Genomic DNA, 25225 nt, shown 5'->3' with positions numbered 1-25225 from the left:
AAACAATGCAAAGACAGCGGGATATTCACCCTGCCGCCGACGGCGCGATCACCCGTTGCGCCATCACTCGCCGCCAGTCGAGCCCCTCGAATAACGCTTCGTATTGCCCCCTGGAAAGACGCATCGTCCCATCCTGCACCTTGGGCCAGGCAAAGCTTCCCTGTTCGAGGATTTTGTAGATGAGTACCAGCCCTGTGCCATCCCACACCAGGATCTTCAGACGATCACCACGCTTCGACCGGAAGATCACCGTCATCCCGGAATGCGGGTCGAGCTTCAACTCGGTCTGCACCATCAGAGCCAGCGCCTGATGCCCACAGCGGAAGTCAACCGGCCGCGTCGCGATCAGGATCGGCAAGCGTTGGCCAGCGACGATCATGCCGTCCCTCGCATGGCGCGCACCAGAGCGGCGACCCGGTCCACCGGCACATCGCCAGGAATCCGCATCACAACGTCTGAGCCAATCTCCAACGTCAACACCGATGATCCCGCCTGCGGCACTTCGCACGCCAGCTTTGGCAACGGCAAAGGATCGGCAGGCTCAAGGCTCTCCGCAGCGATTGCCAGAGGCACAAATGCCGGCTCGCCACCATCGTGCGAGGACAAAGTCGTGGCCGCCGCAAGCGGAAGGGCCAGAATACCGTCGCGCACCTGACGTCGCCAATCGGAAAGCTGGTTTGCTACAACACCGTGACGACGAGCGACATCCACGACACGCGCGCCAGGCTCAAGGCTTTCCGCGACAATGCGAGCCTTCACATCATCCGGCCACCGCCGGTTACCGCGCCGCGGCTCAACGACCTCATAGCGACCAACAAATCCATCATCCATCATTCAGCTTCCAGATAAAACTGGAGGCCTTCTCGCATGCCCAGCTATGGTCAAAAAGCAGCGGATCCAATGGGACACAGACGGCGCTTACGATCAACGTGCCATCGACGGAGAAGTGGTCGGTGGACAACAGCCGCTTGACCTTGGGCTGGCGCAGGATGGCGCTGAGGAACTTCGCGGCAATGTCGCCTTCGAGAAGACGATCCCGGTTCTTCGAGAACACCGAATGGTCCCAGGCCGCATCGTCGATGCCGATGCCGACAAACCAGCGGAACAACAGGTCAAAGTCCAGACGCTCCATCAAAAGCCGTTCCGAGCGGATCGAATAGAAAGCCTGCAGCAGCATGGCCCGCAGCAATTTCTCCGGCGCGATCGACGGTCGACCGATCGGCGAATACAGCGCCGCAAACTCTCCTTCCAGCGAGCCAAGCGCCTCGTTAACGATCAACCGGATCGTCCGCAGCGGATGATCCCGCCGGACCCGGCTCTCAAGATCGACATAGCTGAAAAGCTCACCCGTCCGGACATCGCCGCCACGCATTCCATCACCCCGAATCCTGTCGAACCCAGTGAATCATCCGCAGACAAATCTGGCGAGAGGCTTTTTCAACAGCCTGTTAGAGCCCATATTCAAGAAAATGAGCAAAACGTGGCGCGCCATAATTGCTCACGCGGGGTAATATAGATGTATCATAAATTACCCAATAACGGAGGCACTGCCCTGATTACCGGCTTCTAGGAAATCACGCCACTTTGTCATAGCAGTCCATATCGCTTCTTACCGCCTCCCAGGCCGATTTTCCCGGTGAACTTCTGGACTTGAAAACTCCGCTGTTTCAGTTGCGCGCTCTACCCTCAAGGCCATCGAACGTGCCGAAGACGTGCCGAGCTGCGATCTCAGGACCGTTCTCACCTACATCGGGACGGTGATGGCGAGGGACATACTCACGGACCATCCGCACACAATCCTCGTATGGACGAAGCAAAGACCCTGCCGCAAGAGCGGCGAGACGAGTTGCACAGGCGGTGTTCAAGCTCCCCCGCAATTCGTGATATTTGCGCTCAAGGATTGCAAGAGCGTGGGAATCACGTATTTCTTACTCGCGTGCCGCAAGCACGCGTATCGCCACCAGCTTGCAGGCATTTCTGTTCTTTGTCGATCCGAAGTTTCGGAAACCTGCCTGCTGGTTTTTATTGATTTTTTTGCGCCGCGCAATATGCTTTCGGATGCAACGTTTAGGTGACGTTATGCGGGTGGAATTGAGATCAACACTGATCGAAGCGGCCTCATATGAATAAGATGCGCGGCTCATGCGAATTTTTATGACCAACGGACAGTTGCGGGATTTTGCCGACGTATCGAAAGATATGGACGACAGCCTTGTCTCTGCTGCATCAGCCGGGACTTTTACATGTAGCAGATCAGGAGGCGTTCTACGTCCCCCTCGCGGAGTCGGGATTCCGACTGTCGCAGGTGGAGGCAGGCGAGATTACATGGGCTGTATGGATCCAACGCGACCCCTTGTTGGAGATGCTCCGAAGGGCGCCCTAGCGGAGAGACTGAATGAGAGGATCCTGGGAAACGCATCGGCACAATTTCCGATGGCGCCACATGGATGCCTCACCCGCGGAGGCGTTGCGTGGCAGAAATGAGGCAATTTGCATCGGTTCCATCTTATATAAACGTATTTCCCGTTTGTTGCAGCGTCCTTCAAGCGTTCCGAGGTCAAACTTGTCATAACTGGCCCCCCACAGTCCTTGGTCGTCGAAGGTTTTTGCCTCAATAACTTTTTTGGGTCATTAATATTTTGGACTTCCTGATTAGGCTTTGAGCAGTTAACCACCTCTGGGACGAGTAATTGCTTTACCAATGACTGTAATGTAGGGAGTTCCGTAGGACGATGCTTCTGCCCGGAGAGGCTTCTACATGGCTGCGGCGGCCATGATTTTTTACTTATGCTGATGGAAGCCATTAGGGGGATCTGATGAGTGAACATGCGAAGAACGACGGAAAGGTAGTCTCGCTCACCGGCGTGACGGGTCAGAACGGCGCCTATCTAACTGAACTGCTCCTGGAAAAGGGCTATACGGTTCGCGGCTTCAAGCGCAGCTCCTCGAGCTTTAATACTAACGGTATCGAGCAACTCTGCGAAGATCCGCATATCGAGGAACCGCGCTTCGTGGGCTCCGGCGAGGACATCATGATCCTCCAACTAACGCTGGTCGCCTGCGTCGTCGGTTTCTCGGGCACCATCATTCACGACCTAGCTAAGCCGGACGGCACGCCACGCAAGCTGATGAGCGCCGACAAGCTGAGGTCAATTGGCTGGTTTCCGAAGATCAAGTTCGAAACCGGTGGGGCAAATGCCTACGACGCCTCCCTAAACGGCGAATATCTGGAGCGCAGGCAGGGAGATGCCGCTTGAGCACTACAGCTTTGGAAAACCTGGACGAAAGCAAACCGGCGCGCCTTCCGGTCCAATCTGCCACACGCGTAAGGGCAAAAAGACGCATCATCGTCTACGGAATGAACTACGCCCCCGAGATTGCGGGCGTCGGAAAATACACAGGTGAGATCGCCGAACATCTAGCTGCCGTAGGCGAAGACGTGACGGTGGTGACGACGCCGCCCCATTATCCGGGTTGGAAAGTCCAGCCGGGTTACCGCAACCGCTATTCGTCGGCGATCGAAAACGGGGTGCGCGTCATTCGCGTCCCGCTCGTCCTCAAGGAGAGGATGGCCGGGATCTGGCGGCTGGTTGCACCCCTTTCATTCGCGATATCGTCCGCTCCGATCGCCTTCTGGCAAATCCTCCGGCGCCGTCCCGACACGGTCTTCTGCATCGAGCCGACCCTGTTTGCGGCGCCGGTCGCGCAGATGGCGGCCAAACTGGTCGGGGCGCAGACGGTGCTGCATGTCCAGGACCTTGAAGTGGACGCGGCCTTTGCCGTCGGCCATCTCGGGGAAAAAGGCTGGCTCAAGAAGCTCGGTTACGGTTTCGAGCGGCTGACCCTTCGCGGCTTCGACCGGATCATCACCATATCAAACCGCATGGCCGAAAAGCTTGTCGAAAAAGGCATTCCGGATTACCGTCTTTCTGTGATCCGTAACTGGGTCGACTTGTCGCATATCTATCCGATGCGCGTAACGAGCGCATATCGCGCCGAACTCGGTTTCACCGACAACGATTTTGTGGTCCTTTATTCCGGCAATATCGGCGCCAAACAGGGACTGAACGTCCTGCTCGATGCAGCGGAATGGTTGAAAGATGAAAAGCGTATCCATTTCGTCATTGCTGGCGAGGGGCCGGTCAAGCCGGAGCTCAAAACGCGTTACGGCCATCTGGACAATGTCCGCTTCTTACCGTTCCAGCCTTATGCACGGCTGAACGAATTCCTCAACATGCCCGATCTACACGTCCTGCCGCAGGAAAGGGGAGCGGCCGACCTGGTTCTGCCGTCGAAGCTTGGAGGCATGCTGGCGAGCGGACGACGGGTTCTGGTGACCGCGGATGAAAACACGGAACTCGCGGTCTTTGTTGAAGACGTGGCAACCGTCGTTTCACCAGGAAATGCTGAGGGTATGGCCTCTGCGATAAAGCAAATGCAAGTCGAAGGCCGACACGACAGACCGATCACCTTGGCCGATCGCCTTGAAAGTCTTTCCCGCGAGTTCGGCCTCTCCCTTTTGAGCGACAAACTATAATTCAGCGGTATATTCCACGATGACTGCATTGGTTTCACTTATGACTCAGTTCGAGAACCTTGGGGATGAGGTGATCAACGCGGTATTGGCGCGCGAGCTTGCCGGCCGGATGAAACTAGTCGCGCTGACCCGCGGTGTACCCGACTGGTATCTTTCCAATATGAAGGACCACCTGGGCGCCATTGACTGCAATGTCGAATATTACACAGATTCCGCCGCGTTCATACGCAAGTCTCTGTCGGTCTCTTTTGGAGGGGGACGAAACTGGCTGTTTACCTCTTGCGGCGATGTCAGCGCATCGCGTTCCAATTACAAGCGCGATGGCAGTTTTGCGGCCCTTCAATATCTTCCATCGCTGCGCTTGGCATCCGTCGGGGCTTCGTATTCACGCATTTCGACGTCCAAGGCCTGGCTGCTTCGCCTCGCCAGCCGTCGCGGTAAAGCAATCTCCGTCCGCGATACGCGGTCCCAAGACCTGCTGGCGGCCAACGGCGTAGAGGTGAAGCTCGTGCCCGACCTTGCGTTCAAGTTGCCCTGGGTGAAATCGCCGTCGGAGAGACGCCGTGCGCTTTTCACTTTCCGCGAGATCGCCGGCCAGAACGCGGCATATTTTGCGGGCAAGCTTCGCAACATTGTCCGCATATTGAGCGATGCCGGCATTTCGTCCGTCATGACCTGGCAGGTCGGCCGGGACGAAGCCTATTGCCGTTCGCTCGCGACTGAACTTGGCATTCGTTTGGAGCCCGCCAGCGAGGGAAGGAACCGGTTCAGGAAGACCTGTGATTTTTATGACGGAGCGGATATAATATTCAGCAACCGTCTCCATGCGCTGCTGATCGCCGCATCCCGCGGGGCGGTGCCTGTCGCCGTTCTGCATGCCGAAGAACGGAAGATTCGCGGGATATTTGAGGACAATGGGATGGACCTTTACCTGATGCCCTCGGAAGGCGAGGGGCATGGCCGCCTCCCCGAGGTGCTGCAGACTCTTCCGCGGCATTGCGACGTCGTGAAAACGGTATTCAGCAATAGCTCCGCCAGCATCGACGCCTATTTTGACGATCTGGCGGGTGCGGGGAAGTGATGACCACGTTGATCGCAATCCAGGGCAGATTGACGTCGGTAAGGCCGAGGCTGCGCTCGTCAATTATTCTTTTCGTCGTGCTCGGCATTTCGAAAGTCATGGCGCTTCTGTCGTCGGTGATCGTCGCCCGATCCTTCGACAAGGACGTGTCGGGCGTGATTTTCTTCGTCACCGGCATCGTCACGCTGAGCGTCGCCGTGACGACGCTGGGGCTCACAGCGTCGGCGAGCTATCACTACGCCCGCAACCTGTATCGGGGGCGGTTTTCGCGCAATTGGCAGACTTTCAACTTCGCCCTGGTTGTTGCCGTTGCGCCGTCGATCGTGCTCGCACTGCTTGCGCTTACGATGGAAGAGGCGCGCGGCGAGCTTGCGGTCTATATCGTGCCGGTTCTGGCGATCAGTTGCTTCATGGCGGCCGCTCGACAAATGGCCAAGATGTTCTTCACCATCGAGAAGAAGCGCGAGTGGAGCCTCGTGCACGACAGCATCACCTACAACATCGGTCTGGTCGTCTGCATTCTGGCTTTGTGGGGAGCAGGGCCGGTCGCCGGGCTGGCGGCCGTGCTGGTGGCTTCCGTCACGTCCGGCCTGTTCTCCGTCTGGCACCTGGCGCAGCTTTTGCGCCGCGACGGGCGCGGCCCTTTCAACCGGCATTTTCCGCCGCGGCGTTATGCCAGTCTGCTCATCGCGATCAGCATTCCCTCGATGGTCGCTCAGGGCAGCGCGATCATCCTGAACAAGATCGACATCGTCATGCTGGGTCCGCTGTCCGACGCCGCACAGGTGGGGGATTACAGCGTCGCCATGCGCATGACCTATCTTGCCGGGATCATTTCGGAGGTGGTCAACATCTTCATGGCGCCCCGCATCATAGCGGCCGGCGCCAGCAGGGACCCTGCCGCCCACTGGAGGATATTCAAGCTTTCCTTTGCCTTGCAGGCGGCTTCGGTCGCAGTCATCAGCGTGCCGCTGATGGTCTTTGCGAGCGACATCGTGACGCTTCTTTTCGGAGCAGCTTATCAGAGCGCGGTGCCGACCTATCTCATTCTTCAGGCGGGCAAGCTTCTGACGGTGGCTTTCGCGCCCTCGATCCTGCTGTTCACCAGCCTTGGTTACAACCGGGAAATGGCGAAGGTCGCGGTTGTCGTCGCCATCCTTAATATCGTGCTGAACCTGGCGTTGATCCCGTTGTGGGGTGCCGTCGGCACCGCGACGGCGACGCTGATCAGCCTTGCGCTGATGGCGGTGAACTATGTGCGGATTTCCCACGAAATCTACACGAAGGCGTCGCGGGTGAAATCGGCGGGGCCCACCCCGTGATTGCTCTTGCGAAAGATCGTGTCATTCAACCAGACGCTTCGGGTATCCTATGACGAACGGCCAGAAGACAGTTGCATTCGTATGGGACAATTTCGGTCCGATGCATGCTGACCGGTGCGATGCCGTCGCTGCGGCGCTCGGGCCTTCCGGTTCGGTGGTCGGCATAGAGATTTCTGCATCCAGCCAGGAATATGCCTGGAACAGCGAGACCGGGGGCCGGTTCCGCAAGATCACGCTTTATCCCGGAAAGGGCTGGCAGCAGGCGTCCGCCCTGAACATGGCGCGCCGCATCGTTTCCACCTGCCGCGCCAGCGGGGTCTCTGACGTCTTCCTTTGCAACTACGACAAACCGGGCATCTTTTTGGCGGGCCTCATGCTGAGAGCGCTCGGCAGGCGCGTTTATGTCATGGGCTGCTCGAAGTTCGACGACCTGACCCGCAACGTCTGGCGCGAGGCGATGAAGCGCTTCTTTTTCCTCCCCTACCAGGGTGCGATCGCCTCGGGCAAACGTTCGCGCGACTACATGCGTTTCATGGGAATTCCGGAAAGGCGGATCGCCGCGGAATACAACACGCTTTCCCTCGATCGCATTCTTTCCATGGGCGGCGGCGTGGCCGCGCCGGATGGCACGCCTTTCGAGGAGCGGCATTTTACCATCGTCGCCCGTTTCATTCCGAAGAAGAATATCGCGACGGCGCTGGAAGCCTATAGCCAGTATCGAAACACGGCGGCACATCCGCGGCCTTTGCATCTTTGCGGCTCCGGCCCGCTTGAAAACGAGTTGCGCCAGAAGGTCGAGGAACTGCAACTGGGCGACAGCGTGGTGTTTCGTGGTTTCCTGCAGACGGACGGCATTGCCCGCGTGCTAGCGACGAGCCTGGCGCTGATCCTGCCGAGCACGGAAGAACAGTTCGGCAATGTCGTCATCGAAGCCCAGGCAATGGGACTGCCGGTGATCCTGTCCGACAATTGCGGCGCGCGCGACAATCTGGTGCGCAGCGGCGTGAACGGGTTCGTGGTTGAGCCGGACAATCCGTCGGGCATGGCTTTTTTCATGAAGGTTTTGAGCGACGACGAGGACATCTGGCGGCGATTTTCAAAGAAGGCGCTCGAATTCGGAAAGCTGGGTGACACGGCGCAATTTGCTTCGGCAGCGCTCAAGCTGACGGGAAGCGTCGCATGACCGTACGTCTTTCGGTCTACATCTTTCTCTGGGCGATCAATGCGGTTGCGGTGGGCGACGCCGACACCGTCATAGTCACCTTTCCCACCTTTCTCCTCTGCCTGTTCAACGTCTCGCGCGTGAAGAGCAGCTACCTGACGGTGGCTGACATGTTCTGGTTTGTCTATTTCGCCTTTTTCGTGCTGGGTCCGGTCCAAACCTTGTCCGACAACTATTTCCGAAAGGGCGGGCCGGTTTTCGGGGTCTATTTCACCGACGACGAGATTTTCACCGCCGCCGCGATTCCGTTTCTGTTCGCGCTTTTCGCAACGATCGCGGGAATCGTGGTCAGGAAAAATCCTGCTTCGCAGCGACAGCCTGTCCGCAACTACACCATCGACAGCAGCATGTTGATCCTGCTGGCGGCTGCCATATTCGTCTCCTTCGCTGCCTATGTTGTTTTTGCCGGCGGTTTCGGCAATGTTTTGGCGGCCCGCTCGCAAAGAGATCGCGAAAGCGTTTCGATCCTTCGATTGGTCGCGTTGGCCTCGTTGCTCGTCTCGACCTTCTTCTCGATCACCATCATGCTGAGAGGCAGGCAGAACGGAAGGTCTCCGGGTCTGTTCGGCATCGCCGTCGTCGCCGGATCTCTGGCGCTGCTGGCGGTCGCCCAGAACCCTTACAACACTCCGCGCTACTTCCTGATCCAGAGCTGGCTGCCGGTGATCCTGCTGTTTCTCCGGGGCAGGTTGAAGGCGCTTCCCTTCTATGTTGCGTGCCTGTTCGGGATGCTCGTGGTCCTACCGATCCTGAGCGTCACCAGCCGCCTCGGGACGGGGATTTTCCAGGCGATCCAGAACATCGATCCCGCCGAGGATTTCTTCCGGCTGCCTTATGTGGATGTGTTCGACATCCTTGTCTACGAAATAAGATATGTCACCGATATCGGCTACAGCTATGGCAACCGCATGCTCGGGGCCATCTTCTTCTTCGTTCCGAGAGCCATCTGGCCCGGCAAGTCGGAACTGATCGCCCTGCAGATGGGCGAGGAACTGAAGCTGATGGACGTGGCCGGAACCGAGAACCTTTCGCTCTTCTTCGGCGGCGAATTCTATGCCGACTTCGGTCTCGTCGGGGTGGCCGTCTTCGGTTTTCTTTTCAGCTGGGCCTACCTGCGGTTCCTGCACAATCGAAACGTAACGGTGAATGGGCTTGCCGTGCGGGAGTTCATCATCATCGCTGCGATCCCGATCGTCGTGCGCGGACCGATCGGGGCAAATGCACCGCTGATCTTTCTGACGCTCATCTTTTTCTCTCTCTATCTCCACTTCTTCGCTCGGCCGGCTTTGGCGACACGGCGAATGGAAACCCCTTCGGTGAGTAGTCGAACATGAAGCTTCTCATCGTAGCCACCACCTTGTCCCGCGCGGGCGGCGGCGTGTCGGAAGCCGTTCGTCTCCAGGCGCTTTCGCTTGCTGGCCAGGCTGAGATACGTGTCGAAGCGCTGCGCAATCCGAACGATGCCGCCGACCTTAAGCAGTGGGGCTCTCTGGATGTCCGGGTGCATGACCGGTTCAAGGGGCGCTACGCGCTGTCCTTCTCTCTGCTGAGGTCACTCCTGCGCTCAAATGCCGATATCGTTCACGTTCACGGTCTTTGGCAATTTCCCTCTCTCGCGGTGATGATCTGGGCCCACGTGACGGGCAAGCCCTATGTCGTCACGCCTCATGGCATGCTGGAGCCCTGGATCGTGTCCCGATCCCGCCCGGTGAAAAAGGCCGTTTCCTGGCTTTACCAGGATCGGTTCCTGAAGCGCGCCGCAGCCTTCCAGATTCTGACCGAAAAGGAACGGTCGGACATTGCTCCCTATCTGGCAGACCAGATCGTGGCGGAAATCCCGAATTACGTCCCCGCTTTCTCGGCATCTTCCGAGAAGCCGGCATGGTGGCGTCCGTCGTTCGAAGGCCGCACCGTATATCTGTTCTTTGGCCGCATTCATGAAAAGAAGGGGTGCATGGAACTGGCCGAGGCCTGGGCGGATGTCTGCCGTCGCGATACAGCGTTCCGCGAGCGTTCGGCCTTGGTGTTTTGCGGCTGGAACGACGGTCTTGAGGGTTTCGAGGGCAGAGTACAGACGCTGGAGGGCGAGATCGGCAATATCCTCTTCGCCGGTCCCCAATATGGCGAGGACAAACGGCGTGCTCTTTCCAGTGCGTCCTTCTTCGTGCTGCCCTCGAAAAGCGAGGGACTCCCGATGGCGATCCTGGAAGCATGGAGCGCCGGAATCCCGTCGATCATGACGCCGGAATGCAATCTGCTCACCGGTTTTGTGAAAGGGGCCGCCCTGGAAACCGGATCGAGCCGGGAGCGGATTGCCGAAAGCCTCCTCGCCTCCGCCGACCTTTCGCCTTTGCAGCGGGAGGAAATGGGCAGAAACGCGGCGCGCATTGTCGCCGAGGACTATTCGAAGGAAAAAGTGGCCCGCTCCTTGCTTGATCTTTATGCCGGCTGCCTCCGTCGTGGCGCGGCCCAAATCGAGGGCGATATCTCGACAGATGGAGTTTCCGCGTGACTGCGAAGCGTATCGGTATTCTGACCTATCATTTCTCCGAGAATTTCGGTGCGCTGATGCAGGCTTACGGCCTGCGGCAATGGCTGCTCGATCAGGGGCATCAGGCGGAATTCGTCAATTATCATCCCCGTTATGTCGAGGAGGGCGGAGATTTCGAAAACGTCCTGAGCCCGGCCGCTTTCCGCCGGAATCTCAAGGTCGCCTACCTGCGTCTCTCAACTCTCCAGCGCAAGCTGTTCGGCAGCCGTCTTCAGGCCGAGCACTTCGAGGCATTCCGCCGCGATGTGCTTGGTGTAAGTGGCCCGCGCCTCGAAAACGAGGCCGAGGTGGAAGCGTTTCTTGCGAGCCCTGAGGGCCGGTTCGATGTCCTCGTCTGCGGCAGCGACCAGATTTGGAATCCGTCGCCGCAGAAGGGATTGGATTCAGTTTATTTCCTCGCGATGAAGGATGCCGCGAAGGCCCGGCATGTCGCCTACGCGCCGAGCTTCGGCAAGGGCAGCCTCGATCCGTCCTTCGATGGCGACGTCCGCCGTTTCCTCTCCGGCATGCACGGCCTGTCCGTTCGGGAAGAGAGCGGCGTCGAGATCGTCCGGCGTATTACAGGCCGGCATACCGTCTGCGTTCCCGATCCGACGATACTCCTCGGAGATTTTTCCAAACTCCTGAGCCGCGCGGAGCCGGTCGGGCAGGGGCATGTCTTCTGCTACGCCTTGAGGACGGGAGAGGGCATTCGCGAGGTGACGACGCAGGTTTCCGAATCGCTGGGCGCGGAAATCGTTTCGCCCTACAACGTCCACCGGCGCTGGCGCGAGATCGGCAAGACGGTCTATCCGTCGCCGGCGGGTTGGGCGGCGCTGGTTGAAAAGTCCGCATTCGTGGTCACCAACTCGTTCCACGGGACAGTGCTGAGCGTCCTGCTGAAGAGACCCTTCCTTACCGTCGGCCTTCCGGGTGCCAAGGGCGGTCTCAACGAGCGGGTGCGCAACCTGCTCGGCCAGCTCGACCTCATGGATCGTTTCGTCCAGGCCGGCGATCTGGAAACCACCCGCCGCCGTCTGGGCGAAGAGATCGACTGGGAAGCCGTTCACGTCAGGCTCCTCGGGATGCAGGCGACCGGCCGCGATTACCTGTCGGCGCAGCTCTCGGAACAGGCGGGAGCGGCCGCATGACCGATTTTTCGAGCCTGCGCTATGTCGACAGTATCCCACGCTCCCAGAAGGTGAAACGCGGGATCTGGGTCGTGGTCTGGCTTCTGCTGTTCCGCCCGACACCGCGCGGCATCTTCAACGGCTGGCGGATTTTTCTTCTGCGCCTGTTCGGCGCCCGCATCGGCAAAGGCTCGAAAGTGGCCGCCTCCTGTTTCGTCTGGGCCCCCTGGAATCTCGAAATGGGAGAGCTGTCGGTGCTCGGGGACAGTGTCGATTGCTACACGATGGACAGGATCACCATCGGCTCGAAGGTTGCCGTCAGCCAGCGGAGCTTCCTGTGCACGGGCTCGCACGATATCGGCTCGCTGCGCCGCCCGCTCACCACGAAGCCGATCGCCATCGGCGACCACTGCTGGATCGCGGCCGAATCCATGGTCATGCCCGGCGTCACGATCGCGGAAGGCACCGTCGTCGGTGCCCGGTCGCTGGTGACGAAGGATCTGCCGCCCTGGTCGGTCTGCGCGGGGCATCCCTGCGTCGTTGTTAAACCCCGCCGCGTGCTGCCGGAGCCCGCCGCATCAGAAAACGCTGCCTGAACCGGCATCGACGGAGATCGCATATGGTGGAACTCGTAAGCAAGATCCAGAAGGTCAGCCTATTCCTAACCGAATATTGCGCGGATGCCTTTACCTATTTCCGCTATTGTGGGATTTCGCCGTTCCAGGACAAGACGCGCAAGCTTTTCTACAAAATCCTCATCGAGGCGCATGCGCTGGAAAAGGGCCTTTCGCTCGCCAACCCGCGTTCGCTGTTCGGCGTTGCCAAAATCCGCTTCCTGATGAAGGCTGTTGAACGTTACGACCTTTCCTTCTCCCGCCTGCCGGCGGAAAAGGTCTGCGGCATTTTCCATACCTATCTCGAAATGCACCGGGCGCTCGGCGTCGAGAATCCGCTGCTCGATGAGATGGCTGCTTTTCTCGACCGCTACGAAAAGACCAATGCGATCAGTCCGGATGGCGGGCTGCGGCGGCTGGAGGAGGAAGCCTATGACGCATTTCCCGACGCCGCCCGGCTGCTCGTGTCGCGTCACAGCAACCGTATGTTCGCAGAGGATTTCCTGCCGCGTGCGGATGTGGAACAGATCGTCCGGATCGCCCAGTCTGCGCCGTCGCAATGCAATCGTCAGTCGGCCAAGGCCTATTTCTTCCAGAACCGGGAGGACATTGACCGGCTGCTGAAGCTGCAGGCCGGTTCGGCCGGCTTTTCCGGTGGCGTCAACAACCTTTTCGTCATCACGTCTGATCTCGCCGCGTGGGGCGGTGCCCAGCAGCGCAACCAGGCCTATGTCGATGGCGCATTGTTCGCCATGAACGTCATGCTGGCCTGCCACGCCATGGAAGTCGCATCCTGCCCGCTCAACCTGGCGGTCACCCACAAGGTCGAAAAGTCCATCAAGCAGGTGGGCGGGATCGGCCTTGACGAGCGGCTCATCATGATGATCGCCGTGGGCCGCCCGGTATCGCGCAACAAGCTCAAGGTCGCCCGTTCGCCGCGGCGCCCGCTGCACGAGATCCTGGTTGCGAAACTGGCCGGCGAAGGCGGAGTATCCTGATGGCATCGCTCTGCGTCGTCATCCTGACCTATAACGAAGAGCGCCACATCGCGCGGGCGATCGAGAGTGTGAAGTCCTTCGCTTCGGAGATCGTCGTTATCGATTCCTTTTCGACGGACCGGACCGTGGAGATTTCCCGTTCGTTCGGCGCGACGGTTTTGCAGAATCCTTTCGTCAACCAAGCCAAGCAGTTTCAGTGGGGGATGGACAACGCCGTCGTCGCCTCGGACTGGGTGATGCGGCTCGATGCCGACGAGGTGATCGAACCCGAACTGGCGCGGGAAATCGCCGACAGGCTGCCGCATCTCGGGCCGGATATCGCCGGCATCAATCTCAAGCGCAAGCATATCTTCCTCGGCAAATGGGTTCGCCACGGCGGCCGTTATCCTCTCATCCTCACCCGGATCTGGCGCAAGGGGCAGGGGCGCATCGAAGACCGCTGGATGGACGAACACATTCTGGTGTGGGGCGGGCGGACGGTCACCTTCGACGCCCCGTTTTCCGACCACAATCTCAACGACCTCGGTTTCTTCACCGACAAGCACAACAAATATGCCACCCGCGAGGCTGTTGATGTCCTGAACAGGCGCTACGGCCTGTTTGCGGAGGATCACGCGCTGACGAGCCAAGGCTCGTCGCTCCAGGCGTCGGTAAAGCGCCTCGTCAAGGAGAAGGTCTACAACCGCGTGCCGTTCCCGGTTTCGACGCTCGGTTATTTCCTATTCCGCTATGTGGTCCGACTCGGGTTCCTGGACGGCCGCGAGGGGCTGATCTATCATTTCCTTCAGGGATATTGGTATCGCTTCCTCGTCGGCTCGAAGGTGCTCGAACTCGATCGAGCTTTGCAGGGATACACGACGGCGGAGGAAAAACGCCTCGCACTCGCGAAGCTGACCGGCCTGAAGCTTTGAACATAGCCCCTAGCACTACTTTGGCAGATGGAGGAAAGTTGACTTAGGAGCTCTTGGCACCTTTCACTGGAGGCGCCGGTGGCAGCTATGCACGCAGAGCTGACTGTTTTACAGATTTTTATCGATCGGTTCGGACACAAGAGGCGCGGCGCATCAGAACGTATCAGTTTTTCGTGTCCGGCGGTCCAACCCATGGGTTCAACTCCATAGCCGACTCAATTCTGGGTGGAAACCAACATTTAAATATTTGATTCCACACTTTGATGGTGCAACTCTCCGGGATCTGCCTCCGACGAAGATGGTATCGCCTTGTTTCCGTCTCTCAGGATGATAGCTTGCCGGTACTCGTCTTCATAGCCAACATCAGGGAAAGCCTCGATGAATTTGCCCTTTGGCATCATTTGTAATATATCGCAAAGATTCATTGTGGGACTGGCATTATGTCTTGTCGCCTCGGCATCTGAAGCCTCTCCTGAAGTGTTCTGGGCAAGTGATCCCGTCAAGCCCGGCCAGACCGTCCAGGTTACTGGCATGGGCCTAGATGCCGTAAAGTTCGTTCAGGTCAGAAGGCTGGAGGACAACGCCGCCGATACCGGATCGGGCCAACCTGCGAGCGCGGAAATTCTCGGGAAGAGCGACAGCACTTTGTCCTTCGTGGTCCCGCCTTCCTTCCAGAACGGCGTATTTTCCGTAACGCTGCAGACCCCGGAAGCTCATTCGAACATCACGGTCAATGCCCCGGACGTTTATTGGATACAGGGCGATCGCGGCCCGGCCGCGAGCCCCGGCGGCTGGCTCAGGCTTTCGGGCCGCAACATGGCTATCACGGGAAAGGCGCGTCTGAAGCTAGTCTCGGAAAGCGGCAAGGAAATGCAACTGGAAGTGCAGGCGCCGGACCGCTGGTCGGCTTCGTTTCCCCTGCCGGACGCTGTGGCTACGGGCGTGTACCGCGCAAGCCTCTGGAACGGCACCGGCGACGCCTCCGCATGGCGTGATGCAGGCATGGTTCGCGTCGAGCCAAGGCCGCATACGGACAAGCCTGTCGTGGAGCTTTTGAGCAATCAACCGGACGACCCGAATAACGACGATACGGCGCGAATCAACGCCGCGATGAACGTGCTTCACGACCGCGGTGGCGGAACCCTTCTCCTGCATTTTGGCATCTACCGCCTGGCGGGAACCCTCAACATTCCGGACGGTGTTCGGCTGAAGGGCGAATCGCGGGATCTCGTCACACTCATTTGGAACGATTTCGAGAATCCTCCTCCTGCCTTGATCAAGGGGTTCCAGGACTTCGCGATCGAGGACATGACGATCAACACACGCCGTCACTTCGACGTGATCAAGGGCGGTTTCGGACCGACCCGGGCGGACCCGGTCGGCGGCAACATCACCATCCGAAATGTGACAATGCGGGCGTCCTCTTTCCTGGGACATCTGCGCGACAACCTGCCCCAGCAACGGCTAGAAGCGATGCAGAAGCACATCCAGACGGGGGTTGCCGGCCTGCTTCTCACCGGCCGCAACATTGTTGTCGAGGACTGCGACATACTCTCCTCGATGCGGCCCTTCGTCGTCACGCGGGTGACGGGTGCGAGGTTGTCCGGCAACACGTTCCGCACCGGCCGCCGCGGCTGGTACGGCATTTCGGCGCCCGACGGTGTGATTTTCGAGAACAACCGCGTCATAGGAACCGACTTGCAAGCCTCGGGCGGCGGCATCAACACGTTCGGTGGCCCAATCGCCCGCAATGTCCTGATGCGCAACAACAGGATCGAAACGCTCTACGGCTGGGACAGGGAGGCGCTGACATCGGACGGCCCGCGCGGTTATTATCTTGGCAAACTGACTGCAGAGGGCGGGAGGTCGGTCCGCATGGAGGTCATCGGGCTCGGCAAACTGAAGGACAAGAACTGGGAAGGTACCGGCCTCTTCGTGCTGCAGGGGCGCGGCGTCGGGACAGTCGCGAAGATCGTGAAACGGGACGGCGACATGCTAGAACTGGACCGCGACATATCCGGCAATATCGATGCTGAATCGGTCGTCACCATTGTCCCAATGCAGGAAAACTACCTGATCATCGGCAACGATTTCCAAGACGTCGGATCTGCCATGGTGTTCGGCACCGGCTACAAACAGACCTTCGCGGAAAACCGCGCTCTGAGGGCCACTGGTTTCAAGACGACCTCGCTGAACTACAGCCATCCTCAGCCGAATTTCTATACACAGTTTCTCGACAATCGCACGATTTCCGCCGCCTTCACCAACAATGCGGGGATCATCGTCACCGGACGGCAATTCAAGGACAACACGACGCTGCTCAGCCTCGGTATTGTAATCCGCGGCAACGAACTGCATGCCAGCGGCACGATTAGCGTGGACGGCCAGTCGCAAACCTATCCTTCGGTGCGCAACGTACTGATCGAGCAGAACACGATCGATCATTCCGACGTGGGCATCAGCATCGGTACCGGCGTCGAAGAACTGACGATCCGCGACAACAGGATGAGTGACGTCAAGATACCCCAGAAACACGCCTCTCCCTAAGCTCGACTTTGTGCAAAATCGGCTATGATTGCGGGCTTTGCTGAGCGGCTCGGGTGACTCAATTCGCCACAGTATGCGTCCCTTGCATTATCTGTCCTATCGGATTCCAACCGATGGATGAGCAAATATCCTGATCGTAGAAATGACCGGGACGCGGCGTGTGTGTGGGCATGCCCCCTGCTTGGCAATAAGAATTTTCTAACGACCGTCAGCGGACGAGGAATTCTATCGGTCGTGTGTCAGGCCACATAATGTGGCCTGAAATAGCCACGGGCCGGCATGCAATTCGAACAACAGGGTCCACATCGGTTCAGAGAGCTTGGTTGGCTCGAGCCCCAGGACTGGCTTACCCCATTCTGAACATTGAAGTCCTTTCCGCATCATTTCGTCAGTCGATCTTCTTACCGGGGCTCATCACCCCGGGCATTTTCCGCATTGCCGCCGACTGGAGGCAGCGGATCTGGCCATCCTGTAATTTTGCTCTCTTGTCATCATCGCCCATATGACCTGCCACTGAAATTTCATCCGGCTGCGATTAGAGCCTCGGCTGTTTTTGATATGCCAAATGGCGTGGTGGGAGCAACCGGCGGAAACGCGAAGCTTCCAGATTGCGTAGCGTTGGAGCCGGTTGCGGCGATGATCCCGGCAAAGTCCGCCGGAGTCCGGTATCCGAGCGATGAGTGTGGCCGGAAATTGTTGTAGTCGTCGGTCCATTCCGCAATGGCGCTGCGGGCATGATCGAGGCCGAAGAACAGGCTTTCGTTAAGCAGCTCATCGCGCATGCGGCCGTTGAAAGATTCGACATAGCCGTTCTGGATCGGCTTACCCGGCGCGATGTAGTGCCATTCTACCTTGGCCCGATCCGTCCATCGAAGGATCGCGTTGCTGGTGAACTCGCTGCCATAGCATGTCGGAGACGATCATGCCGGGTTTGCCGCGCCGCTCGACCAGTGTCGTCAGTTCGCGAGCAACCCGACGGCCGGAGATCGAAGTGTCAGGGATCGCCGCCAGGCACTCGCGCGTGACATCGTCGACGATGTTGAGGACACGGAAGCGTCTGCCGCAGGCGAACTGATCAGCGACCAACGCGCATTGGCCTTCGCCTCGACCAGGATTGGCGCACGCGTGCCGACGGCCCGTCGTCGAGCTTTCCGTTTGCGAACCGATAGCCCTTCCTCGCGATAGAGCCGGTAGATGCGGTTGACGCCAGATCGTTCTCCCTCCCGTCTGAGCACGATGAACAGCCGCCGATATCCGAAACGCCGTCGCTGGTTGGCGAGGTCGCGCAGCTTCATTCGCAACTCGGCCTCCGGCGGTCGGCAGGACCGGTAGCGGATCATCTTGCGGTCGGCGGAAATGATCTGGCAGGCCCGACGCTCCGAGAGGCCCATCATGGCCTTCAGGTGCGCGACAGCGTCACGCTTGGCGGCAGGCCCTACCATTAATGGGATGGTCCGCCTCGTCCTCCTGCCGCATCATGAGGCGGTCAAACCGAAGGAGGTTGCAATGCCACAACGCAATGTGCCGCGCCCTGCGGCTGCCTACGGAATTGATATCGGCAAGAACATCTTCCACGTCGTCGCATTGAGAAGCGACGGTGCGGTCGTTCAGCGGGTTAGATTCCGACGGGACACGCTGCTTCAATTCTTCCAGCGTGCAGCGCCGGCGCTCGTCGGGATGGAATCTTGCGCAGGATCTCAGTGGATCGCGCGGAAGATCCAGGCGATCGGTCACAAGGTGCGGCTGATCCCGGCCCAGTTTGTGAAGCCTTACGCTAAGTCCAACAAGAGTGACATCATCGACGCGGAGGCGATCGCTGAGGCCGCCACGCGACCAACGATGCGATTTGCTGCAGTCAAAACTGAGGAACAGGCCGACCTTCAAGCCTTGCACCGGGTGCGTGACCAGATGATCGGCACGCGAACCCGCCTGATCAACCAGATGCGGGCTTTCTGCCTTGAATACGGTGTCGCACTACGCCAGGGGGCAGGTCTGTTCAAGCTCGACCTGCCCGAGGCTCTCGAGGATTAAACAAACGACCTTTCGCCGGCAATGCGCAGACTACTGGGCGATCTGTTTGCAGATCTGCGCCAGTTGGAAAAGCGGATTGCTGATGTGACACGCGAGATCGAAGCGATCGCTGATCGAGAGGATGCTGCACGCCGGCTCATGACAATCCCCGGAATCGGAGCTCTCGGTGCGACAGCGCTGCTTGCTGCAATTGGAAACGGCAGACAGTTCCAGAAAGCGCGTGATCTGGCCGCATGGCTGGGCCTTGTGCCGCGAGAATACTCGACGGGAGGGAAGCAAAAGCTCCTCGGCATCAGCAAGCGAGGCAATCGCTACGTCCGTAAACTGCTGGTCCATGGTGCGCGATCCTGCTTCCGACACCTCGACCGAACAAGGGATCAACTGGGAAGCTGGCTGGATGGACTCCAAGCCCGAATGCACCCTAACAAAGCTGTTGTCGCACTTGCCGCCAAAATGGCCCGGACCGTCTGGGTCGTCCTGACCAAGCCGGGAGCACTCTACGAGCGCAGAGACCCTGCATTCACCTGATGCTCCCGGCTCGATTGCAAGGCTTGGGAATAGTGATGACGAAACAGTGGATCAACATGCCGTAAGCCCTGTGCAAAAAAGCGGGCTTCGTGCCCGAACCATTTATTGGGAACGGCGTGTGCGGATCTCATCATGGCCTGGCTGCAACCGCAGTCCACTCGCGAGAGGCCGGATACATTTATGCAACTGGAATCGTCATTTGCGATGTCGCGAACCCTTGCACGGACGAGGCGGACCATACATTTTTGAGAGAAGCTCGCGGAGCGCGGCCACATCCAGCATCTGTTCGGCGAGCAGTTTCTTCAGCTTTGCGTTCTCCTCCTCAAGCGCCTTCAGCCGCTTCGCTTCGGAGACGTCCATGCCGCCGTATTTGGCCTTCCAGTTAATGGGATGGACTGTTCCCCCACCCCGCAGTGAAACTGGACGCACCAACGAAGGAGGCTGTCATGGCAAACGTTGCGGTTCTGGGAATTGATATTGCCAAGAATGTGTTCCAGCTTCATGGCGTGGGCGCCGATGGTCAGGTTGCCCTGAGACGACGCGTGATGCGCGATCAACTGCTGCAGGTGACCGAGGCTATGCCACCTTGCCTGATCGGCATTGAAGCTTGCACGGGTGCCTTTCACTGGCAGCGGCATTTTGAGTCTCAGGGGCATACTGTGAAGATCATCGCGCCGCAGTATGTGAAGCCGTTTTTGAAGGGCCAGAAAAATGACGGCAACGATGCCCAGGCAATATGCATTGCCGTTCAACAACCACACATGCGCTTCGTGCCGAAGAAATCGATCATCCAGCAGGATATCCAGGGCCTCCACCGTGCTCGGCAGAGACTGGTCAATCATCGTGTCGCCCTGATCTCGCAGATGCGAGGTTTGCTTCTCGAGCGCGGCGTGGCAATTGCGAAGTTGGCCTCGATCGCACAGCGCACGATACCGGAGATCATCAACAACCCAAAGATCGATATCACCGAGCTGACACGCGATATCATCGGCACCCTCCATGCCTTCCTTTTGCAGCTCAACGAGAAGATCAGATACTTCGACAAGCAGATCGAGGCCGTCTTTCGCGAGAGCGACGTTTGCCAGCGTATCGCGAAGATACGTGGCGTCGGCCCCAAGACTGCGACGGCAGTTGTCGCGGCTGTCGGTGATGGAGCAGACTTTAAGAATGGCCGACATCTGGCCGCCTGGATGGGCTTGGTGCCGCGACAACATTCCAGCGGCGACCGACGCGTACTGCTCGGCATCAGCAAGCGAGGCAGTCAGCATCTGCGAACACTTCTGGTCCACGGCGGAAGGTCAGTGGTGCGAACGGCGCAACGAAAATCTGACCCTGCGAGCGAATGGGTCAACGAGCTTAGGGAAAGGCGTGGTTACAATCGCGCAGCGGTTGCCGTCGCCAACAAGAACGCAAGGGTGATCTGGGCCTTGCTTCAGCACGGTGGTGAATACCGAGCCAATCCTTGAGAGCAGGCATGCGAATTGCAAGATGAAGGTTGAAATGGAATGAACGGTCGGACCGGCACATACGGAACCTGTCTTTTATAATGGCCGACAAGGTCTCCCATTTGTTGAGGCGTATGTGCGCGGATACTCCATTTGGGCGCTTCGGAAATGATGACGCCGTATAGATGTTTGCAATCGACCAGCGTCAGACCGCTTCAACATCAAGCTTGCAAAGGGGGAACAGTCCATAGATGGAGGTCCGCTGCTTTCGCGCCAGTCTCCTCCTCTCGCAGCACCGCGATAATCTGCTCTTCCGAAAATCTCTGCTTCTTCATTCGTCCGTCCTCAATGGGCCGGATTCTAATCAATTCTGGAGGAAAACCTCAGTGGCAGGTCAGGTGCCCTCGTGTGACAGCAGCAATGATCTGGTCTGGGTCTGCTTTCCAGATGAATGGTTTCAGTTCCTGATTGTGCTCCTTGACGAAGCGGTTGATGGCGGCCTGTAGATCGACGACGGAATGAAAGACGCCGTTCTTCAATCGTCTAGGCGTCAGTTTTGCTAAGAAGCCTTCAACAGCGTTGAGCCAAGAGCAGGATGTCGGAACGAAGTGGAAGGTCCATCGTGGATGCCTCGCCAGCCACGCCCGGACCCTCGGCTGCTTATGGGTGGCGTAGTTGTCCAGAATGACGTTGACCGCTTTGTCTTTGGGCAGTTCGGCTTCTATTGATGGTTTGGATGGCTCCTGCTTCCGCCGGCGTATTCCGGCATAGTTTGGATGACATTGTCTAGATCAAAGGAGCGATCCATGTCAGAGCTTGCCACAGTGGGTATCGATCTTGCAAAGAGCGTCTTCCAGATTCGCGGTGTAGACGACAACGGTCGGGTTCTTGTACGCCGCCAGCTTCGTCGCGGCAATTACTTGCATTTTTCGAGAAGCTCCCACGATGCCTGATTGGCATGGAAGCTTGCGCAGGTGCTCACGATTGGGGACGCAGGCTTCAGGAGATGGGGCATGACGTTCGGCTGATGCCGCCGTCCTATGTGAAGCCATACGAAAAGCGCGGAAAAACCTACGCCGCAGACGCGGCGGCCATCTGCGAAGCAGTGACGCGCCCCTCGATGCGGTTCGTCGCCATTTAAAGCGAAGCCTGCTCCTCGGTCATGGTTGTTCACCGCACGCGGGACTTTCTGGTTCGCCAGCGCATGGAGATCGGCAATGCGGTCCGAGCGCAATGTCGATCGGTTGAAGGAACAGGTGGATCAGTTGCCGGAAGCAGCGCGGTTGCCCGTGACCTTACTCTTCGACCAACTGTTCGAAACGAACAAGCGGATCGAGCGGCTGACAGACGAGATCGAAGAGGCTTAGGAGCAAAGCGTAACAAGCCAGCGTTTGGCGACGATCCCGGGTGTGGGAATACTGTCGGCAACGATTATCGCAGCCACCACCCCGGATGTCGACAACTTCGACCGTTCGAGGGACTATGCCGCCTGGCTCGGCCTACGCCCAAACCTCACGCCACCGGAGGCAAGCAGAGGGTCGGCAGCATCTCGAAGATGGGAAATCGATACATCCGGCGTTTATTGTATCTTGGCGCAGTTGGCACAGATCATGCTCAGACGTCGGCTCAAGGGGGAGCCAGGATCGGATGGGCTGTCGGGCATGTTGATGCGGAAGAAGACGAAGGTTGTTGCCATTGCCTTGGCGCATCGCATGGCAAGAATGATTTTTGCCGTCCTCAGGGACGGGTCTCGATACGAGCCGCAAGCCGCCTGACGGGCTCTCGGAATGGTCAGGGCAACGTGAGGTGATGGCGAACAAGCGGAGACGAAGAACCAGGACACCCCGATCAATCCGAAGCTCTTCAAGCGCGCTCGATTGGGTGGGACCTGTTCTCCAAGCGGATATTCATCACGGCGCGCAGCTGTCTCGCTGCATATCAGACGCCGTATACATGGCCGCAACCGACCTGTTTACCGGAACCGATCGCATCCTTGACTCGCAGGAGCCACCCATACATGCGTTGAGAAAGCGGATGAACTCCTGATGGCGGTGGCGCTGCATGTTGCGCCCGATGACCGATCCGTCGAGAATGTTGAGGGCGGCAAACAAGGTGGTCGTGCCATGGCGTTTATAGTCATGGGTCATCGTGCCGGCGCGCCCCTTCTTGAGCGGCAGGCCCGGCTGGGTCCGGTCGAGCGCCTGGATCTGGCTTTTCTCGTCGACCGACAAAACAATGGCGTGGGCCGGCTGTGAGGCATAGAGCCCGATGACATCGTGAAGTTTCTCGGCGAACGCCTTGTCGTTCGACAGTTTGAAGCTGCGCCAACGATGCGGCGCAAGCCCGTGCTCATGCCAGATCTTCACGACCGAAGAGGCGGCAATCCCCACCGCTTTCGCCATGGCGCGCACGGTCCAATGCGTCGCTTCCTGCATCGGCGGCTCCAGTGTCAACGCAACGACCCGCTCCACCAGTTCGCCGGTCAGAGGAGCCGTGCCCGGCGGCCTGCTCTTGTCACGTAACAGGCCATCGACCCCCTCGGACATAAAGCGTTCTTGCCATCGCCAGACGCGGGGCTTCGATTTCCCGGTCGCCTGCATGATGGCGGCCGCTCCCAGGCCCTGGCGACTCAACAAAATGATCTTCGCCCGCCAGACATGCTTCTGCGCAGACATCGGAGCGGCAATATGGCTTCAAGCCGAGTTCGGTCGGCAAAGTCAAACGTGATCCCTGCACGCATCCTTAACTGTCGCACAATCCGCAGCAGTAGGGAATCTCACAATGGAATCTTCCGTCTCCATCTATCCACTGGTTTGGATGCAAATAAATTTATGCTCCCTGATTGCCTAATGACTCGAATTGTTGTCAACCGTATGTATTGAAGCGTCAGTAACTTAAATCGCCAGAGATTTTTCTAGCTTCTTAAAGAGGATGAGTAATTCGTGCGTATCACAATGATTGGTGCCGGCTACGTGGGTCTGGTTTCCGGCGTTTGCTTTGCCGATTTCGGCCATGAGGTGACCTGTGTCGACAATGTTGCCGACAAGGTCGAGGCTCTGCGCAACGGCGTCATTCCCATCTACGAGCCGGGTCTCGACGACCTGGTGAAGTCGAACGTCAAGGCAGGCCGGCTCACCTTCACGACGGATCTCGCTGCGGCAGTCGCCGATGCAGACGTCGTCTTCATTGCCGTCGGCACGCCGTCGCGCCGCGGCGACGGCCATGCGGACCTTTCCTTCGTCTACGCCGCGGCGAAAGAGATCGCCCATGCAATGACCGGCTTTACCGTCATCGTCACCAAGTCGACGGTTCCCGTCGGCACCGGCGATGAGGTGGAGCGGATCATCCGCACCGAGCGGCCGGATGCGGATTTCGCCGTCGTCTCCAACCCGGAATTCCTGCGCGAAGGGGCTGCCATCTCCGACTTCAAGCGCCCGGACCGTATCGTCATCGGTTCCGAGGACGAGCGCGCCACCGAGGTGATGCGCGAGGTCTATCGGCCGCTCTATCTCAACTCTGCACCGCTGTTCTTCTGCGACCGTCGCACCTCGGAACTCATCAAATATGCCGGCAACGCATTTCTCGCGATGAAGATCACCTTCATCAACGAGATGGCGGATCTGTGCGAAAAGGTCGGCGCCGACGTGCAGAAGGTTGCCAAGGGCATCGGCATGGACAAGCGCATCGGCGACAAGTTTCTGCATGCCGGCCCCGGCTATGGCGGCTCGTGTTTCCCGAAGGACACGATGGCGCTGGTGAAAACCGCGCAGGATCACGACAGTCCGGTGCGCCTCATCGAAACGACGGTAGCGGTCAACGATACCCGCAAGCGCGCCATGGCCCGCAAGGTGATGGCCGCCTGCGACGGCAGTGTGCGCGACAAGAAGATCGCCATCCTCGGCCTCACCTTCAAGCCGAACACCGACGACATGCGTGATGCACCGTCGATCTCGATCATCCAGGCACTGCAGGATCACGGCGCGAAGATCCATGCCTATGACCCGGAGGGTATGGAGATTGCCCGCGGCATGCTGTCGGGCGTCGAATTCGGCACGGATCCCTACAAGATCGCCGAGGGTGCCGATGCGCTGGTGCTGGTGACGGAATGGGATGCGTTTCGCGCGCTCGACTTCCGACGTCTCAAGCAGATCATGGCGCAGCCGGTGCTGGTCGATCTGCGCAACGTCTATCCCGCCGAGGAAGTCACCCGCCACGGCGTCGCTTATTTCGGTGTGGGGCGACAGGTCGCGGCAGTCTTTGAAGTTGACGTTCAGGTGCCTAAGACGTAAGCTTACCATCAGGCCAGTCTCGCGAGGTTGATACGGACAT

Annotated in this window: 15 protein-coding genes and 8 pseudogenes; 16 read left to right on the top strand and 7 right to left on the bottom strand. The window is 58.7% G+C overall.

The genetic code is table 11. The features are described 5' to 3' along the window. Window positions 1-25: 25 nt before the first annotated feature. The 3 genes and pseudogenes from tnpB to G6N78_RS25150 all read right to left on the bottom strand — a co-directional run. On the bottom strand, window positions 26-379 hold the full coding sequence (tnpB, locus tag G6N78_RS25160; protein WP_165225742.1) for an IS66 family insertion sequence element accessory protein TnpB: 354 nt from the start codon (window positions 377-379) through the stop codon (window positions 26-28). Further along, on the bottom strand, window positions 376-834 hold the full coding sequence (tnpA, locus tag G6N78_RS25155) for an IS66-like element accessory protein TnpA (protein WP_165225740.1): 459 nt from the start codon (window positions 832-834) through the stop codon (window positions 376-378). Before tnpA ends, tnpB begins: the two co-directional genes overlap by 4 nt. Window positions 835-922: 88 nt before the next feature. After that, window positions 923-1372 (bottom strand): annotated as a pseudogene (locus G6N78_RS25150) (transposase); the annotation flags it as partial. 1444 nt (window positions 1373-2816) lie between these two features. Between G6N78_RS25150 and G6N78_RS25885 the strand changes: the two are divergent. From G6N78_RS25885 to G6N78_RS25090, 12 genes and pseudogenes are all read left to right on the top strand, one after another. Next, a pseudogene (locus G6N78_RS25885) lies at window positions 2817-3014 on the top strand (GDP-mannose 4,6-dehydratase); the annotation flags it as partial. A gap of 239 nt (window positions 3015-3253) precedes the next feature. Continuing rightward, window positions 3254-4537, top strand: a complete 1284-nt coding sequence (locus G6N78_RS25140; RefSeq protein WP_234906113.1) for a WcaI family glycosyltransferase — start codon at window positions 3254-3256, stop codon at window positions 4535-4537. 40 nt (window positions 4538-4577) lie between these two features. Then, window positions 4578-5618 carry a polysaccharide pyruvyl transferase family protein gene (locus G6N78_RS25135; protein ID WP_165225736.1) on the top strand — a complete coding sequence of 347 codons (1041 nt, stop codon included), beginning with the start codon at window positions 4578-4580 and terminating at the stop codon, window positions 5616-5618. Further along, on the top strand, window positions 5618-6940 hold the full coding sequence (locus G6N78_RS25130) for an oligosaccharide flippase family protein (protein ID WP_165225734.1): 1323 nt from the start codon (window positions 5618-5620) through the stop codon (window positions 6938-6940). The genes G6N78_RS25135 and G6N78_RS25130 overlap by 1 nt, the downstream gene beginning before the upstream one ends. Before the next feature lie 100 nt (window positions 6941-7040). Next, window positions 7041-8123, top strand: a complete 1083-nt coding sequence (locus tag G6N78_RS25125) for a glycosyltransferase (RefSeq protein ID WP_165225723.1) — start codon at window positions 7041-7043, stop codon at window positions 8121-8123. Beyond that, window positions 8120-9496, top strand: coding sequence for a hypothetical protein (locus tag G6N78_RS25120; protein ID WP_165225721.1), 1377 nt, complete (start codon window positions 8120-8122; stop codon window positions 9494-9496). Before G6N78_RS25125 ends, G6N78_RS25120 begins: the two co-directional genes overlap by 4 nt. Continuing rightward, window positions 9493-10674, top strand: a complete 1182-nt coding sequence (locus G6N78_RS25115; RefSeq protein ID WP_165225719.1) for a glycosyltransferase — start codon at window positions 9493-9495, stop codon at window positions 10672-10674. Before G6N78_RS25120 ends, G6N78_RS25115 begins: the two co-directional genes overlap by 4 nt. Beyond that, window positions 10671-11843: a polysaccharide pyruvyl transferase family protein gene (locus G6N78_RS25110; protein ID WP_165225717.1), complete on the top strand. Its 1173-nt coding sequence runs from the start codon at window positions 10671-10673 to the stop codon at window positions 11841-11843. Before G6N78_RS25115 ends, G6N78_RS25110 begins: the two co-directional genes overlap by 4 nt. After that, complete coding sequence (locus tag G6N78_RS25105; protein WP_165225715.1) at window positions 11840-12418, top strand: LbetaH domain-containing protein; 579 nt, start codon at window positions 11840-11842, stop codon at window positions 12416-12418. Before G6N78_RS25110 ends, G6N78_RS25105 begins: the two co-directional genes overlap by 4 nt. Window positions 12419-12441: 23 nt before the next feature. Beyond that, complete coding sequence (locus G6N78_RS25100; RefSeq protein ID WP_165225712.1) at window positions 12442-13434, top strand: nitroreductase family protein; 993 nt, start codon at window positions 12442-12444, stop codon at window positions 13432-13434. Then, entirely contained in the window at window positions 13434-14345 is a 912-nt protein-coding gene (locus G6N78_RS25095; RefSeq protein ID WP_165225708.1) for a glycosyltransferase family 2 protein, read from the top strand. The genes G6N78_RS25100 and G6N78_RS25095 overlap by 1 nt, the downstream gene beginning before the upstream one ends. A 378-nt stretch (window positions 14346-14723) precedes the next feature. Beyond that, window positions 14724-16892 carry a right-handed parallel beta-helix repeat-containing protein gene (locus G6N78_RS25090; protein WP_165225705.1) on the top strand — a complete coding sequence of 723 codons (2169 nt, stop codon included), beginning with the start codon at window positions 14724-14726 and terminating at the stop codon, window positions 16890-16892. Window positions 16893-17413: 521 nt separating this feature from the next. On the opposite strand, the pseudogene G6N78_RS25085 reads toward G6N78_RS25090, so the two are convergent. Further along, window positions 17414-18334: pseudogene (locus G6N78_RS25085) on the bottom strand (IS3 family transposase); the annotation flags it as partial. A gap of 64 nt (window positions 18335-18398) precedes the next feature. Between G6N78_RS25085 and G6N78_RS25080 the strand changes: the two are divergent. After that, window positions 18399-19451, top strand: a pseudogene (locus tag G6N78_RS25080) (IS110 family RNA-guided transposase). A 228-nt stretch (window positions 19452-19679) separates the two neighbouring features. On the opposite strand, the pseudogene G6N78_RS25075 reads toward G6N78_RS25080, so the two are convergent. Then, window positions 19680-19835: pseudogene (locus G6N78_RS25075) on the bottom strand (transposase); the annotation flags it as partial. A gap of 62 nt (window positions 19836-19897) precedes the next feature. Here G6N78_RS25075 and G6N78_RS25070 point away from each other — a divergent pair. Beyond that, window positions 19898-20917, top strand: a complete 1020-nt coding sequence (locus G6N78_RS25070; protein WP_165225702.1) for an IS110 family RNA-guided transposase — start codon at window positions 19898-19900, stop codon at window positions 20915-20917. Between the two features lie 362 nt (window positions 20918-21279). On the opposite strand, the pseudogene G6N78_RS25065 reads toward G6N78_RS25070, so the two are convergent. Then, window positions 21280-21624, bottom strand: a pseudogene (locus tag G6N78_RS25065) (transposase); the annotation flags it as partial. Between the two features lie 78 nt (window positions 21625-21702). Between G6N78_RS25065 and G6N78_RS25060 the strand changes: the two are divergent. Beyond that, window positions 21703-22671, top strand: a pseudogene (locus tag G6N78_RS25060) (IS110 family RNA-guided transposase). Window positions 22672-22914: 243 nt separating this feature from the next. On the opposite strand, the pseudogene G6N78_RS25055 reads toward G6N78_RS25060, so the two are convergent. Further along, window positions 22915-23636 (bottom strand): annotated as a pseudogene (locus G6N78_RS25055) (IS630 family transposase); the annotation flags it as partial. 202 nt (window positions 23637-23838) lie between these two features. Between G6N78_RS25055 and G6N78_RS25050 the strand changes: the two are divergent. After that, complete coding sequence (locus tag G6N78_RS25050; RefSeq protein WP_165225699.1) at window positions 23839-25185, top strand: UDP-glucose dehydrogenase family protein; 1347 nt, start codon at window positions 23839-23841, stop codon at window positions 25183-25185. The last annotated feature ends 40 nt before the right edge of the window (window positions 25186-25225 follow it).

This window comes from Allorhizobium pseudoryzae, assembly GCF_011046245.1.
Lineage (GTDB): Bacteria > Pseudomonadota > Alphaproteobacteria > Rhizobiales > Rhizobiaceae > Neorhizobium > Neorhizobium pseudoryzae.
This window is presented reverse-complemented; position numbering and strand designations above follow the sequence as displayed.

Bases quoted from the DNA above. Each gene is read 5' to 3' on its own strand.
- G6N78_RS25095 (WP_165225708.1), top strand. From the start codon at position 13,434: ATGGCATCGCTCTGCGTCGTCATCCTGACCTATAACGAAGAGCGCCAC.
- G6N78_RS25120 (WP_165225721.1), top strand. From the start codon at position 8,120: ATGACCGTACGTCTTTCGGTCTACATCTTTCTCTGGGCGATCAATGCG.
- G6N78_RS25070 (WP_165225702.1), top strand. From the start codon at position 19,898: ATGGCAAACGTTGCGGTTCTGGGAATTGATATTGCCAAGAATGTGTTC.
- G6N78_RS25090 (WP_165225705.1), top strand. From the start codon at position 14,724: ATGAATTTGCCCTTTGGCATCATTTGTAATATATCGCAAAGATTCATT.
- G6N78_RS25135 (WP_165225736.1), top strand. From the start codon at position 4,578: ATGACTCAGTTCGAGAACCTTGGGGATGAGGTGATCAACGCGGTATTG.
- G6N78_RS25125 (WP_165225723.1), top strand. From the start codon at position 7,041: ATGCATGCTGACCGGTGCGATGCCGTCGCTGCGGCGCTCGGGCCTTCC.
- G6N78_RS25115 (WP_165225719.1), top strand. From the start codon at position 9,493: ATGAAGCTTCTCATCGTAGCCACCACCTTGTCCCGCGCGGGCGGCGGC.
- G6N78_RS25105 (WP_165225715.1), top strand. From the start codon at position 11,840: ATGACCGATTTTTCGAGCCTGCGCTATGTCGACAGTATCCCACGCTCC.
- G6N78_RS25130 (WP_165225734.1), top strand. From the start codon at position 5,618: ATGACCACGTTGATCGCAATCCAGGGCAGATTGACGTCGGTAAGGCCG.
- tnpA (WP_165225740.1), bottom strand. From the start codon at position 834: ATGATGGATGATGGATTTGTTGGTCGCTATGAGGTCGTTGAGCCGCGG.
- tnpB (WP_165225742.1), bottom strand. From the start codon at position 379: ATGATCGTCGCTGGCCAACGCTTGCCGATCCTGATCGCGACGCGGCCG.
- G6N78_RS25100 (WP_165225712.1), top strand. From the start codon at position 12,442: ATGGTGGAACTCGTAAGCAAGATCCAGAAGGTCAGCCTATTCCTAACC.